Annotated in this window: 13 protein-coding genes; 7 read left to right on the plus strand and 6 right to left on the minus strand. The window is 66.5% G+C overall.

Annotation, left to right across the window (positions count from 1 at the left end; all coding sequences use genetic code 11):
• Positions 1-20 precede the first annotated feature (20 nt).
• The gene (locus ACF66B_RS06580; protein ID WP_162683353.1) at positions 21-581 is read left to right on the plus strand and encodes a YSC84-related protein; all 561 of its coding nucleotides are present in this window, start codon (positions 21-23) and stop codon (positions 579-581) included.
• Positions 582-627: 46 nt separating this feature from the next.
• On the opposite strand, the gene ACF66B_RS06585 is transcribed toward ACF66B_RS06580, so the two are convergent.
• Entirely contained in the window at positions 628-3,087 is a 2,460-nt protein-coding gene (locus ACF66B_RS06585; RefSeq protein WP_111430907.1) for a penicillin acylase family protein, read from the minus strand.
• Positions 3,088-3,184: 97 nt separating this feature from the next.
• Between ACF66B_RS06585 and ACF66B_RS06590 the strand changes: the two genes are divergently transcribed.
• A complete protein-coding gene (locus ACF66B_RS06590) occupies positions 3,185-4,048 on the plus strand; it encodes an NAD(P)-dependent oxidoreductase (RefSeq protein WP_111430906.1) in 864 nt (287 codons plus the stop codon).
• A gap of 168 nt (positions 4,049-4,216) precedes the next feature.
• On the opposite strand, the gene ACF66B_RS06595 is transcribed toward ACF66B_RS06590, so the two are convergent.
• A complete protein-coding gene (locus ACF66B_RS06595; RefSeq protein WP_111430905.1) occupies positions 4,217-4,855 on the minus strand; it encodes an MSMEG_1061 family FMN-dependent PPOX-type flavoprotein in 639 nt (212 codons plus the stop codon).
• Positions 4,856-5,143: 288 nt separating this feature from the next.
• On the opposite strand from ACF66B_RS06595, the gene ACF66B_RS06600 reads away from it, so the two are divergent.
• From ACF66B_RS06600 to ACF66B_RS06610, 3 genes are all read left to right on the plus strand, one after another.
• Positions 5,144-6,625 (plus strand): SulP family inorganic anion transporter, encoded by a 1,482-nt coding sequence (locus tag ACF66B_RS06600; protein ID WP_111430947.1) that lies wholly within the window; start codon positions 5,144-5,146, stop codon positions 6,623-6,625.
• Positions 6,626-6,752: 127 nt separating this feature from the next.
• Complete coding sequence (locus tag ACF66B_RS06605) at positions 6,753-7,604, plus strand: universal stress protein (RefSeq protein WP_111430904.1); 852 nt, start codon at positions 6,753-6,755, stop codon at positions 7,602-7,604.
• A 51-nt stretch (positions 7,605-7,655) separates the two neighbouring features.
• Complete coding sequence (locus tag ACF66B_RS06610) at positions 7,656-8,027, plus strand: DUF4870 domain-containing protein (RefSeq protein ID WP_111430903.1); 372 nt, start codon at positions 7,656-7,658, stop codon at positions 8,025-8,027.
• Between the two features lie 6 nt (positions 8,028-8,033).
• Here ACF66B_RS06610 and ACF66B_RS06615 read toward each other — a convergent pair whose 3' ends face one another.
• The 3 genes from ACF66B_RS06615 to dapB form a co-directional block, all read right to left on the minus strand.
• Complete coding sequence (locus tag ACF66B_RS06615; protein ID WP_111430902.1) at positions 8,034-8,948, minus strand: DMT family transporter; 915 nt, start codon at positions 8,946-8,948, stop codon at positions 8,034-8,036.
• Positions 8,945-10,201 (minus strand): multidrug effflux MFS transporter, encoded by a 1,257-nt coding sequence (locus ACF66B_RS06620; protein ID WP_111430901.1) that lies wholly within the window; start codon positions 10,199-10,201, stop codon positions 8,945-8,947. Before ACF66B_RS06620 ends, ACF66B_RS06615 begins: the two co-directional genes overlap by 4 nt.
• A gap of 91 nt (positions 10,202-10,292) precedes the next feature.
• Positions 10,293-11,132: a 4-hydroxy-tetrahydrodipicolinate reductase gene (dapB, locus tag ACF66B_RS06625; protein ID WP_111430900.1), complete on the minus strand. Its 840-nt coding sequence runs from the start codon at positions 11,130-11,132 to the stop codon at positions 10,293-10,295.
• Positions 11,133-11,191: 59 nt separating this feature from the next.
• Between dapB and rbfA the strand changes: the two genes are divergently transcribed.
• Both rbfA and ACF66B_RS06635 read left to right on the plus strand, forming a co-directional pair.
• Positions 11,192-11,605 (plus strand): 30S ribosome-binding factor RbfA, encoded by a 414-nt coding sequence (gene rbfA / locus ACF66B_RS06630; protein WP_111430899.1) that lies wholly within the window; start codon positions 11,192-11,194, stop codon positions 11,603-11,605.
• Positions 11,606-11,717: 112 nt separating this feature from the next.
• The gene (locus ACF66B_RS06635) at positions 11,718-12,011 is read left to right on the plus strand and encodes a hypothetical protein (RefSeq protein ID WP_111430898.1); all 294 of its coding nucleotides are present in this window, start codon (positions 11,718-11,720) and stop codon (positions 12,009-12,011) included.
• A 17-nt stretch (positions 12,012-12,028) separates the two neighbouring features.
• On the opposite strand, the gene ACF66B_RS06640 is transcribed toward ACF66B_RS06635, so the two are convergent.
• On the minus strand, positions 12,029-12,958 hold the full coding sequence (locus ACF66B_RS06640) for an AEC family transporter (protein ID WP_162683352.1): 930 nt from the start codon (positions 12,956-12,958) through the stop codon (positions 12,029-12,031).
• Positions 12,959-13,147: the final 189 nt, after the last annotated feature.

Consider the following 13,147-nt stretch of genomic DNA (forward strand, 5'->3'; position numbering starts at 1 on the left):
TCGCATCCAAGGAGCCGTCGATGACTGACTGGACCCGTCGCAGTTTTCTGGCCGCCGCAGGTGTCGGGCTCGCGGCCTGCACCTCGCAGCCGAGCATTCCCGAAAGCCCGCGCGAGCGGATCGACCGCCAGGTCGACGAGGCGCTCGCCGAGCTCTACCAGACCGTACCCGGCGCGTCCGAACTCGGTGCGCGCTCGCAGGGTATTCTCGTCATTCCCAAGATCCGCAAGGCAGGCTTCTTCGCCAGCGGCGCCTACGGCGAGGGCGCGCTCGTGATCGGCCCGGCCAAGGTCGAGTACTATTCGCTGAGTTCGGCGGGCCTTGGCTTCACCTTCGGGGCCGCGGAATACAACCAGACGCTCTTCTTCCTCACATCCCAGGCGCTGCAGGATTTCCGGCTCGCCGACGGCTGGGAGCTTGGCGCCGATGCCGCGGTGACGGTACCGAAGGCCGGCGGCGCGGCGGCAGGCATCAGCTCGATGCGCATCAATCGCCCGATCGTCGAGGTGGTTTACGGCCAGCGCGGCCTCATTGCCGACGCAAGCTTCGCGGGCGCGAAATACAGCCGGATCATCCGCTGATCCGGGGACGGGGCGCGGCGGCTGCCAGGCGCAGCCCCCCGCTCCGTCAGGGCGCCGGAGTGAGGCGCGTGACGCCTTCGGCGCCGGCACGGACAAATTCGATATCGAGCGACATCGGTATGTATTCCGCCCGGCGCCAGAGCACCGCCTGATCATCGTAGTGGCGCGAGAGCAGGTGACCGCTCTCGCCGGTCGAGATGATGAAGACGCTCGAGTCGGGATCCGAGAAATCATAGACGCCGCGAAAGACCGAGGCATGGCCGCTGAGATAGGGGTCGGGCTCGGTGCCGGTGGTAAGGCCGCGCATCAGTGTCTGGTCGCCCCCCGCCGTGCTCTGCCAGATGTTGGCCAGCAGGCCTAGGCCGGGGATGGTCGAGAGCGTCTCGTGCCGGTGCACCGCCTGATGGGCGTCCCCCCAGCGCCAGCTCTCGATCTTCGGCCCGTAGCGGGCGATGAGCTCGGTCAGCGCATCGTCGAGTGCCCGCCGTGACATCTCGGCGCAGGTCTCGACCTCCGAGGTCTGGATCACGTCGCACCATACGCCCGCGCCGTCGATGTTGCGGTAGACGCGCTCGATGAAGGCCGGCTCGGGGCGCGGCAGCAGGTCGTCGAGCGCACCGATCTCGTCGATGACAAGGCGGCGCTGGAGCGCCCGGAGCCAGGCCGCGTAGATAAGCGGCTCGGGGTCATGCTCCGTCATGGCGCCATTCCAGTCGGCCAGGCGCTCGAGCGCAATCTGGCGGCGCGCCTCAGGGCTGCCCTCCTCCGCTGCCTCGCCGGAATACCACAGATTGCGAGCGATGAGCGGCAGGAGGGTGCGGGCGCCTTCGGAGACGACATCGGTCTGGATCTCGATGAAGCTGTCGAGCGTGTGATATTGCCGGGCGTTCAGCAGATGTGCGGCCCGCACGATGCGAAGCGTGTCGCCCCAGTCGAAACTGAGGTTGTCGGGGAAGAGCGCGTCGGTGATGCGGTTGTTGGTGTTCACCACGATCCCGCTCGGCGGGTTGATGACCCAGGGGTTCTCGGCAAAGGGGCGTGTGCCCTGCCAGTCGTTGACCGCGAGCCAGCCGGGCGCGGGGATGCGGCCCTTGCTGGTGTTGGCGGCATCGCGGCGCGGCGCGGCCCCGGCCATCTGGAGCGCGACGGTCTCGCGGTCGGCGAGGGTTATCATGTTCGAGGGCACGACGAGATCGCGCGCCGCCGCGCGGGCCTCGCGGATCGACTGGGCGCGCATGAGGCCGATGGCAGCCCCCATGGAGCGATCCTGCGCGGTGAGGCCGGTCCAGGCCAGCGTCGCGACATGGCCCTCGGGCGTCACGGCGGCAGCCCCGAAATGATCGCCCGGGATCACCGGCCCGTGGCGGCTCCAGCGCAGCAGCAGGCGTTCGGGCTCGGCGTCCTTCACCGCGATCACCGCGTCGCGGGTGCGGAAGGGCTCGAAGCCCGAGGGGGTGAGGTAGCGGCCGGGGTTTTCCGGATCGAGCCGCTCGATGAAGACGTCCTGATCGTCGAGATAGCTCGAGGTGAGGCCCCAGCCGAGATTTCTGTTCCGGCCGATGATAATGGAAGGAATGCCGGGCACCGTGGCGCCGATGACCGGGCCGCTCTCGAGATCGAGGCGGGCAAGATAGAAGATCGAGGGCGCGGTGAGGGCGAGATGCGGGTCGGTCGCGAGCAGCGGCGCGCCCGCGGCCGTGCGGCTCGCGGCGGCGGCAAAGGCGTTGGAGGCGCCTGCCTGACCGATGGGGGCGAGCGGATAGAGCGCGTGGCGGACCGGGTTTCGGCCATCATCGGGCGCAAGATCGGGAAAGAGGTCGGAATACTCCGGCAGGCCCATCACGGGTTCGTTCGGCGCCTCGGGCAGGATGTCGCGCAGCCGCGCCTCGGGGATGCGCAACGAGAGCCGGGCGCGCAGCGTCTCACGCGCCGCCTTGTCGGTGAGCTGAAGCGCCATGAGCTTCTGGACCGCGATCGAATCAGCGGGAATCCAGGGCGCGATGGCGCTGTCGAAGAGGAAGAGCTCCGGCGCGCCCCGGCCGAGCGCATCCTTCTGGACGATGCGGAGCCATGCATTCACCCCGTCGGCATAGGCCTCGAGGTCGGCCTTGGTCTGCTCGGTCTGCGCCGCGGCGGCCTGGCGGGAGAGGCCGTAGATGTCGAGCGCCCGCATCAGCTCGTCGATCTCGAGCGTGTCGCGGCCGAAGATCTCGGAAAGTCGGCCCTGCGCGGTGCGGCGCATCAGAACCATCTGCCAGAGCCGGTCCTGGGCATGGGCGAACCCGAGGCCGAAGAAGGCGTCATGATCGTTATGGGCGAGGATATGCGGCACGGCATAGCGATCGCGCACGATCTCGAAGCCGGCCTCCACCCCCTCAGCCGCATACTCATGATCGTAATCGGGAAGCGATTGATCGGCGAGATAGTAGGCCAGTCCGGCGGCGGCAGAAGCAAGGAGGGCAAGCGTCACGAACAGTCGCATGAACCAGCGAAACAGGAACGCCATTCGCAGATTGTCCCCTTTCCGGCCGGGTTGACCCTGATCCGATAGCAGGCCACTAAAACCGAAACAACGGCACACTTGAAGCAGGGGGGAAAAGCGCTTGGCACGTGTGGCATTCATCGGACTCGGGGTCATGGGTTATCCGATGGCGGGACATCTTGCGGCAAAGGGCCATGAGGTGACCGTCTTCAACCGGACAGCCGCAAAAGCGGAGGCCTGGACGGCCCAGCATGGCGGTGCGCGGGCAGAAACCCCCGCCGCGGCGGCCGACGGGGCGGAGATCGTTTTCGCCTGCGTCGGCAATGACGAGGACCTCCGGGCGGTCACGCTCGGCGCAGACGGCGCATTTTCCGGCCTCGCGAAAGGCGCAATCCTGGTCGATCACACCACGGCCTCGGCGGAAGTCGCGCGGGAGTTGAACGAGGCGGCCCAAGCCCAGGGTGCGGGCTTTGTCGATGCGCCGGTCTCGGGCGGCCAGGCGGGGGCGGAGAACGGGGTGCTTACCGTCATGTGCGGCGGATCGGAGGCCGACTTCGCACGCGTCGAGCCGGTGATCGCAGCCTATGCCAAATCCTGCCGCCTGATGGGCCCGGCGGGAGCGGGTCAGCTCACCAAGATGGTGAACCAGATCTGCATCGCGGGGCTCCTGCAGGCGCTCTCGGAGGGGCTTGCCTTCGCCGAACGCGCCGGGCTTGACGGCGAGCTGGTGCTCGACGTGATTTCAAAGGGGGCGGCAGGGTCCTGGCAGATGGAGAACCGCGGCTCGACCATGCTGGCCGACAAGTTCGACTTCGGATTTGCGGTGGACTGGATGCGCAAGGATCTCGGGATCTGCCTCGCGGAAGCGAATGCCAATGGGGCGCCGCTGCCGGTGACGGCCCTTGTCGACCAGTTCTACAAGGAGGTGCAGGGCAAGGGCGGCAACCGCTGGGACACCTCGAGCCTCATCCGCCGGTTGAGATAGCGGCCGAGTTCGCTTTTCGCGGCAGCAAAGGGGGACGACCTTGCTCCGGCTCAAGAAGTCGGAGCGAGATCCCGCATCGGAGTGGTTCGGCCCGCACCGTTTGCTGTGCTTCAACATGTCAGAGCGAAATCCTGGGCTCAGACCGAATTGGCCTGAACCGTTTTCGCTCTAGTAGAGCTCGAGCATCCCCGCGCGCCGCGCCTCTTCGTCCAGGTCCTCCTGAGTGCCCTTCAGCCGGGCATGCGCCTTCATCACCGGGCCGATTGTCGGAAGCCCCTCGATCGACGGCCAGCGTTTTGGATCCCAAAGGCCGGAGCGAATGACGCATTTCGGACAGTGAACCATCGCCCGCTCGACCCTGACCACCATCACGAGCGCCGGGAGCCGACCGTTGACGGCAAAGCGCTGTCGCAAGGACAGGGACGTCACGAGGCGCGCGCTCCCGTAGACACGCAGGGTCTCGCCCATTCCCGGCACGAGAAACAGCAATGCCACCTCCGGGTTGCGAAGCACCCTGCAGAAGGTGTCCGCGCGGCGGTTTCCCGGCCGGTCCGGCAGCGCGATCGTGTGATCGTCGAGCACAGCGACGAAACCGGCGGCATCTCCGCGCGGCGACAGTTCGGGCGCCGCCGTTCTGTCCGCGGAAGCGATCAGCAGGAATGGAGATCGCGCGATGTATGCCCTGCAGATCGGGTCCAGATGATCCACGACCTTCTCGACCGCAGGCTGGAAGGGATGGCCGATCACCGCCTCGAGTTCGGCCTCGGTCTCGATCGTATCGGCAAAATGGTCCTGGCGGTCTTCCATGGTGCCCTCCTGTCCCAGGCATTGTTGCCGCGACCGGAAGTGTAGCCGGTGACCCCGCCCCGTGTCTCGTCAACACGTCGACAACAGCTACAAGGCAGCTTGCGCCACGCCGCCGCCAGCACGAAGCCCTGCATCATTTCGTATCCAAACCGGCCACAATCGGCCTCAAATGCTCCTGCGGCGGTTGACAGGCGCGACCCGGCCGCTTTGAAAGGAGGCTTGTGGCACCGCAGCATGTGCGGACCCTCTGCCGCGCTCCTGCCGCACCCCGGACACGAGGCACTTTTCATGAACCTTTCCGAGCTCCGCCAAGACTGGCTCGGCAATCCGCGCGGCGACATGCTCGCCGGAATCGTCGTGGCACTCGCACTGATCCCCGAGGCCATAGCCTTTGCCACAATTGCGGGCGTCGACCCGAAGGTTGCGCTCTACGCCTCCTTTTCGATCGCGACGCTCATTGCCTTCACGGGCGGCCGTCCGGGCATGATCTCGGCGGCGACCGCGGCGACAGCGGTGCTGATGACGACGCTGGTGCGCGACCACGGGCTGCAATATCTGCTCGCGACCACGGTTCTGGCGGGCCTGTTCCAGATCGTTGCCGGCTTCCTGGGGCTCGCGCGGGTGATGCGCTTCGTGTCGCGCTCGGTGATGACGGGCTTCGTCAATGCGCTGGCGATCCTCATCTTCCTTGCGCAGCTTCCCGAGCTCACCGGCGTGCCTCCGCTCACCTATGTCCTGGTCGCGGGCGGACTCGCGATCATCTATCTCGCGCCACGGGTGACGAAGGCGATCCCCTCGCCGCTGCTTTGCATCATCATCCTCACCATCCTCAGCCTGGCCCTCGATCTCGATGTCCGCCGGGTGCAGGATCTGGGCGAACTGCCCGATACACTGCCGATCTTCCTCATCCCCGACATTCCGCTCAGCTTCGAGACGCTGCAGATCATCTTTCCCTATGCCATTGCGGTTGCGGCCGTGGGGTTGCTTGAAAGCCTGATGACGGCGCAGATCATCGACGAGCTCACCGACACCGAGTCCGACAAGAATCGCGAATGCGTCGGCCAGGGCATTTCCAATACCGCCACCGGTTTTCTCGGTGGGATGGCGGGCTGCGCCATGATCGGGCAGTCGATCATCAACGTGAAATCCGGCGGCCGCGGGCGGCTTTCGACGCTGACGGCGGGCATGGGGCTCCTGCTCATGATGCTGGTGCTCAATGATTGGGTGAAGCAAATCCCCATGGCGGCGCTGGTTGCAATCATGATCATGGTGTCGATCGGGACCTTCTCCTGGTCCTCGATCAAGACGCTGAAGACCCATCCGCGCTCATCCTCGATCGTCATGCTCTCGGTGGTCGCGCTGGTGGTCTATACCCACAACCTCGCCATCGGGGTGCTGGTGGGCGTGCTGCTTTCGGGGATATTCTTCGCAGGCAAGATCGCGCAGATCTTCCGCGTCTCGAGCACCGCAAGCCCGGATGGGCGCGAGCGCGTCTACCGGGTCGAGGGACAGCTTTTCTTCGCGAGCGCCGAGCAATTCTCGAAGTCCTTTGATTTCCGCGAGGCCCTCGACAAGGTCACGATCGACGTGAGCGAGGCCCATATCTGGGACATCTCCTCGGTTGCGGCGGTGGACATGGTCGTGCTGAAATTCCGCCGCGAGGGCACGGAGGTAAGCCTCATCGGCATGAACACAGCCTCGGAGACCATCGTCGACGAGCTGGGCGAGCATGACAAGCCCGGTGCAATGGAACGGCTTCTGGGCCATTGAGGAGGCGCGGGATGACACCGCGACAGACGCGGCCCGGCCCGGATGCCGGGCGGACAGGCACCACCGAAGACGGACCCGGGTGCCGCCGGATTGCAAGATTTCTGACACCTGCGCGGAGGAAGATACCATGAAGATCATCGCCCTGGTGGATGGATCAACCTATTCCGCGAGCGTCTGCGATCATGCGGCCTGGGCTGCGAAGCGGATCGGGCTCGGGGTCGAGCTGGTGCATGTGCTCGGCCGGCGGGATCATTCGAGCGTGCCGGCGGATCTCAGCGGCAACCTCTCGCTCGGTGCGCGATCGAGCCTGCTCCAGGAGCTTTCACGGGCCGATGAGGAGCGCGCCAAGCTCTCGCACGCCCGCGGGCGGCTCATCCTCGAGACCGCCGCCGAGCGGGTGCGGGCCGACGGAGTGGAGGCGGTCGAGGAGCGGCTGAGGCATGACGACATTCTCCGCACCATCGCCGATTTCGAGCCGGACGCGCGGCTGACGGTCGTCGGCAAGCGGGGCGAAGCCTCGGCCTTCGCCCATGATCATCTCGGCTCCAATCTCGAGCGCATCCTGCGTGCCGCAACCCGGCCGGTGCTGGTGGCAAGCCGCGCCTTCAAGCCGATCGAGCGCTATCTCATCGCCTTCGACGGCAGCGCCGGTGTGATGCGTTCGATCGAGCGGATTGCACAGGGCAGCATGCTCGACGGGCTTGCCTGCACCCTGCTCCATGTGGGTGCGGATGCCGCGACGATCCGGGCCAAGATGGAGGCCGCCGCCGCGCTGATCGCACCGAAGGCCGGCCCGGTCGCAATCGAATTCGCTTCCGGCGAGCCCGACCGGGCGATCTCGGAGCGGATCGAGGCGGGCGGCGCGGATCTTCTGGTGATGGGGGCGTCCGGACACGGGCCGATCCGCCGGCTCTTTCTCGGGTCGACCTCGGCGAGCATGGCGCAGCTCTGCAAGGTTCCGGTGGTGATCTTCCGTTAGCGCCCGGGCCCGAGCGGACCTATACTTGCACTGACCGAAACGGAGGCAACAATGTCGGAACTGGAGAGGCTCCCGCAGGGCGACCCCGGGATCATGGATCCGGGCAAGTCGAACCTTCAGGCGATCTACGTGCTCTATCTCCTCGGCTTCATCTTCGCGATCACCACGGTGATCGGGGTGGTGATGGCCTATGTGAACCGCGGCAAGGCCGCGCCCTGGCTCGACAGCCATTACACCTGGGCAATCCGCACCTTCTGGATCGCACTCCTCTATGCGCTGATCTCGGCGCTGTTGAGCCTCGTGGTGATCGGCGTGCTGGGCTTCATCGCCACCGCGGTCTGGATGATCGTGCGTTGCGTGATCGGCTTGCAGAAGATCGGGCGGGGCGAGCCGATCGCGAACCCGCAGAGTTGGCTCATCTGAGCGTGTCTACCGCGTCTGCGCCGTGCGTGCCGTCAGGTTGCGGGCGGCACGGCGCTCGCGGTTGAAGGTGTAGATCCCTGAGGCAACGACGATCAGAGCGCCGACAACCATCCACACATCCGGGATGTCGCCGTAGACCGCCCAGCCGAGCAGCATGGCCCAGATCAGCAGGGTGTAGCGGAAGGGCGAGATCACCGCGACATCGCCCGTGCGCATCGCGATGATCGAGAAGCTGTAGCCGATCATCAGGCAGGCCGAGCCGATGACGAGTATGAGCAGATGTTCTGGCGCCACCGGGTGCCAGCCGGTGAAGATCGAGACGATGCCCGCGGCAAGCGTCGTGAAGGCCGAAGTGATGCCGGCGGCGAGGAAGGTCGGCACATCGGGCGAAATCAGCCGCGTCGAGAGGTCGCGCAGCGAGAAGAGACCGACGGCAATAAGCGCGAGAAGCGCGTAGGCATTGAAGCCCTCCGAGCCCGGCCGGACGATCACGAGCACACCGAAAAAACCTACAGCAATGGCGGCATAACGGCGCCAGCCAACGGGTTCATTCAGCATCCAGGCCGCCGCAAGCGTAATGGCCAGCGGCATGCTCTGCAGGATTGCGGTGGCATTGGCCATCGGAAGCTGTGTGAGCGCGGTCAGGAAGCAGAAGGCGCCGAGGATCTCGCCGATCGTGCGGCCGGTGAGCGCGCGGCGATCGCGGGCACCAATCCGCCGCCGGAGTCCGCCGGTTGCGGCAGCCAAGGCGGCAAAGGCGGTGGTGACGACCATCCCGCGCAGGAATATCGCCTGATAGAGGTCGAGATCGAGGGCAAGGAGCTTGATCATCGCATCGTTGCAGGAAAACCCGGCCATGGCGATCACCATGAAGAGGGCGCCCCGCATGTTGGGCGCCAGACCCGCGAGATGGCGGATCATGACGTCCTCGTGACGCTTCCGAGCGGGTTGTCGCCACGCCGGCGCGCGGTGCGGATAACATCGAGGCTCGAGAGCACCGAGCCGCAGACCGAGAGCCCCATGATGATGAGGAGCGGCCACGGGCCGGTCCCCGGGCCGAGCAGCGCGCCCGCGATGGCCGAGAGCGCCGCTCCGCCACCGATCATCATCGCCCCACCAAGGCCCGAGGCGCTGCCCGCCAAGTGGGGGCGAACGGAGACCATGCCCGCATTCGCGCTCGGCAGCGCGAGACCGTTGCCAAAGCCAAGGAAGAACATCGCGCCGAAAAACCCGAGCGGGTGACCAAGCCCGGCGGCGAAGGCAAGTGCTGCAAGCGCGATCGAGAGCACGGCGATGAGCGAGCCGAGCAGCATCATGCGGTTCATGCCGACCTGCACCGTGATGCGCGCGGCTCCGTAATTGCCGATCATGTAGCCGAGCGCGATCAAGCCGAAATAGAGGCCGAGCTCGGCGGAGGTCATGCCAAGCACATGCATCGCGACCCACGGACCGCCGCCGAGAAAGGCGAAGAAGGCGCCGGACGCGAAGGCTGCGGTCGCGGAATAGCCCCAGAAGCGGCGAGAGCGCGCAAGCTCGGGCAGCGCGCGGAACTGGGCGGCGAAATCCGTGCTCGGCGCAAGATTGGTCTCACCCAGGTCGGCCCAGGCGAGCGCGAAGACCGCGACGCCGCAGCCGAGCGTCATCCAGAAGACCGACTGCCAGCCGAACCACTCGTCGAGAAGACCGCCAATCATCGGCCCGATCATCGGCGCGACCGCCATGCCCATCGTGACATAACCGATCATGCTGGCTGCCTGTTCGGACGGAACCATGTCGCGCACCACCGCGCGGCTGAGCGCAATGGCCGAGGCCACGCTCGCCTGCAGCAGCCGGAAGAAGAGGAAAGCGCCGAAGCTTGGCGCGAACAGGCAGCCAAGCGTTGCGGCGAGAAAGATCGCGAGCGAGATGAGGATGATCGGCCGCCGCCCGAAACGGTCCGACAGCGGGCCGATGAGAAGCTGCAGCACCGCCGTCGCCGCCAGATAGCCCGAGACCGTGAGCTGCACGAGCGCATAATCCGCGCCGAAATGGGTCGCGAGCTTCGGCAGCGAAGGCAGGATGACGTTCATGTTGAGCGCAGCCAGCCCGGTGACGAGCACGAGCGTCAGGAGCGCGGGCGGCGAACGGCGGTCGAGCCAGACGGGCTCGGCCTTCTCGGGGGATGGGGCTTGCATGGGACACGAGTCGGAAGGGTCGGCGGAATTGCCGGGCCCCAAGACCTATCCGAAGCGCGGCGCGAAATCCACCCCCGCGCGCCGGCGCCGTTCAGCGGTCGGGAAGCTCCGCTCCGGGATCGCGCAGCCCGAGCACGTCGAGCATGTTGAACTGACCCGGCGGCTGTCCCTGCCCCCAAAGCGCAGCGCGCACCGCGCCGCGGGCAAAGAGCATCCGGTCGGTGGCGATGTGCTTGAGCACGATGCGCTCGCCCGCCCCGGCGAAGATCACCTCGTGCTCGCCGACCACATCGCCGCCGCGGAGCGCGGCAAAGCCGATGGCGCCCTCGGCACGCGGGCCGGTGATACCATCGCGCCCGCTTTCGGTGTGATCGGCAAGGTTGATCCGGCGCCCCGCGGCAGCCGCCTCGCCCAGCATGAGGGCGGTGCCCGAAGGCGCATCGACCTTGTGGCGGTGGTGCATCTCGACGATCTCGATGTCGAACTCCGACCCGAGCGCTTCGGCGACGCGGCGGGTGATGACCGAGAGAAGGTTCACCCCGAGGCTCATATTGCCCGCGCGCACGATGACGGCATGGCGGGCGGCGGCGGCGATCTTCTCCAGGTCCTCCCGCTCGAGACCGGTCGTACCGATCACATGGACAAGACGCGCCTGGGCCGCAAGCTCGGCATAGGCGACGGTGGCCGCGGGCGCAGTGAAGTCGAGCACGGCCTGCGAGCGGGCAAAGACCTCCAGCGGATCATCGGATACGGTCACCCCCGTCGGCGCACCGCCGAGCGCCTCGCCGAGGTCGCGGCCGATCCAGTCATGCCCGGGCCGCTCCGTCACGCCGCTGATCTTCGCGCCCGGTGTCTCCTCGACGGCACGGATCAGCATGCGGCCCATCCGGCCCGAGGCTCCCGTCACGGCAATTCCGACCGGTTCACTCATCCCGATTCTCCCCATCTCTGGCCCTTGACTTCATCTGCGCGCGATAGGATGTGAGGCGAATGGCAAAGACAAGACCCCATTCCTCCGGTCATCAGGGCAGCGGCGCTCCGTCGCAGCGGCAGCTTCGCGTGGCCGAAGTGATCCGTCGGGCGCTTTCCGACGTTCTCTCGCGCGGCGATGTGCATGACGCGGATCTGGCGCATACCTCGGTCACGGTCTCTGAAGTGCGCTGCTCGCCGGACTTGCGGCATGCGACCGCCTTCGTGCTGCCGCTCGGGGGCGTGAACACCGAGGCGGTGCTTGCGGCGCTCACCCGGAACCGCGCCGAGATCCGGCGGCTCGTTACCCGCCAGATCGACCTACGCTTCTCGCCGGAGTTGAGCTTCCTTGCCGACGAGAGCTTCGACAGGATGGACCGCACCCGGGAGATCCTGTCCTCGCCCGAGGTGAAGCGCGACCTCGACGAGGACTAGGCGCGCATCGGCGGCAACGCGAAACCACACGGATTTTTCGGATCTTATCGAAAGGTCGAGCTTGTCTTCCGGGAGAGTTGCGCCATCCTTGTTGCGCGGCAACGGAGACGGTATGACCCAGGACAGAGAGCAGACCCCGCTCGATCACCGCCTTCTGGCCACCTTCGCAAAGGAGGCCGAGACTGCTGACCCGATCGACTGGTCGGGCGTCGATATCGACCGGAGTGCGGCCTACGAGATCATGGCCTCGCAGATCGCCGAGATGTTCCGCGACTACGAGATGCAGGGCATCGGGCGCGATCCGCAGATGGCGATCGCGCTCAGCACCATCGTGAAACTCAGCGTCGAGAACTTCGTTCTGAACCAGCGGCTTCTCTCGGCCGGGCTGATCCAGCCCGAGCCGTAACATGCATGCGCTGCGCCTCAGGCAGCGGGGACGCCGAGCCCGAGGATGAGCATCACTGCGCTCATGGTGAAGAATGAGAGCACCGTCATCACGAGCATGGCGAGCGCGGCGCGCGCCTCCTCGCCATAGCGCTGCGCGAGAATCGGATAGATCCCCGCCGCAGGCATCGCCGCATTGAGGATGGCCGCTCTGGCCAGATCCGGATTGCCGGGACCAAGACCAACCGCGCCAAAGACCAGGAAGGCGAACGCGACGGCAAGCGGAAACCCGATGAGCTTGCCCGCGACAACCGAGATCACACCGCGATCGACCGCGCCGAGCGGCAGGCCCACCAGCGTGCCTCCGATCACGATGAGCGAGACGGCCGCGCTCGAGTCAGCGATGAGGCCGATCGGCCGGCTGACGAGCGCGGGCAGTTCCAGACCGCTGAGCGCCACCACGAGCCCGACGATGAGGGCGAGCACGATCGGATTGCCCAGGAGCAGACGGCCGAAGATCCGCGCGGCGAGTGCCCAGCCCCGCACGCCTTCGCCGCGCGCACGCTCGGCCAGGATAAGCACGATCGGGATCATCACCAGATTTTCGACGGTCATGCTGAGCGCCACCACCGCCGGTGCGACAGGGGGCAGCACCATGAGCATGATCGGATAGCCGATGAAGCCGCTGTTGGAGCAGGAGGATCCCATGGCCTGGAAGGTCGCGGTGAGCGAGGGAAGCTGCAGGACCACGCGGCCGAGCGCGTATGCGGCGCCAAAGGCCAGGAGCGATCCGACAGCATAGGGAAAGAGGTAGCCGAATTCGAGGATCTCGCCGAGATCGGGGCCAGTGACGGCGCGGAAGACCAGCGCTGGCAAGGCGAGATTGACGATATAGCGGCCGAGGATACGGAGGTCGGCGGGCGTGAACATGCCCTTGAACACGGCGGCATAGCCGAGGCCGATCAGCATGAAGACAACGCCAGTGGTGGAGAAAACGCCGAGCACGAGGGGGATACAAGGTCCGGAACGGAAGATGGTGTGGTTCTGCTGGTCGTTTCACCCTTTTGCGGTGATGGCAAGGGGAGGTCTCGACGCCGCGCGCCGGATGACGCACTCTCGGGCCCGGCCCCGGAGACCGGGATCGCGTTGCCAGGGGGA

It is taken from the genome of Amaricoccus sp. B4 (genome assembly GCF_043226085.1).
Lineage (GTDB): Bacteria > Pseudomonadota > Alphaproteobacteria > Rhodobacterales > Rhodobacteraceae > Amaricoccus.

Coding starts and splice junctions, on each gene's coding strand:
- ACF66B_RS06580 (WP_162683353.1), top strand. CDS start 21: ATGACTGACTGGACCCGTCGCAGTTTTCTGGCCGCCGCAGGTGTCGGG.
- ACF66B_RS06600 (WP_111430947.1), top strand. CDS start 5,144: ATGAACCTTTCCGAGCTCCGCCAAGACTGGCTCGGCAATCCGCGCGGC.
- rbfA (WP_111430899.1), top strand. CDS start 11,192: ATGGCAAAGACAAGACCCCATTCCTCCGGTCATCAGGGCAGCGGCGCT.
- ACF66B_RS06620 (WP_111430901.1), bottom strand. CDS start 10,201: ATGCAAGCCCCATCCCCCGAGAAGGCCGAGCCCGTCTGGCTCGACCGC.
- ACF66B_RS06610 (WP_111430903.1), top strand. CDS start 7,656: ATGTCGGAACTGGAGAGGCTCCCGCAGGGCGACCCCGGGATCATGGAT.
- ACF66B_RS06640 (WP_162683352.1), bottom strand. CDS start 12,958: ATGCTGATCGGCCTCGGCTATGCCGCCGTGTTCAAGGGCATGTTCACG.
- dapB (WP_111430900.1), bottom strand. CDS start 11,132: ATGAGTGAACCGGTCGGAATTGCCGTGACGGGAGCCTCGGGCCGGATG.
- ACF66B_RS06585 (WP_111430907.1), bottom strand. CDS start 3,087: ATGGCGTTCCTGTTTCGCTGGTTCATGCGACTGTTCGTGACGCTTGCC.
- ACF66B_RS06635 (WP_111430898.1), top strand. CDS start 11,718: ATGACCCAGGACAGAGAGCAGACCCCGCTCGATCACCGCCTTCTGGCC.
- ACF66B_RS06605 (WP_111430904.1), top strand. CDS start 6,753: ATGAAGATCATCGCCCTGGTGGATGGATCAACCTATTCCGCGAGCGTC.
- ACF66B_RS06615 (WP_111430902.1), bottom strand. CDS start 8,948: ATGATCCGCCATCTCGCGGGTCTGGCGCCCAACATGCGGGGCGCCCTC.
- ACF66B_RS06595 (WP_111430905.1), bottom strand. CDS start 4,855: ATGGAAGACCGCCAGGACCATTTTGCCGATACGATCGAGACCGAGGCC.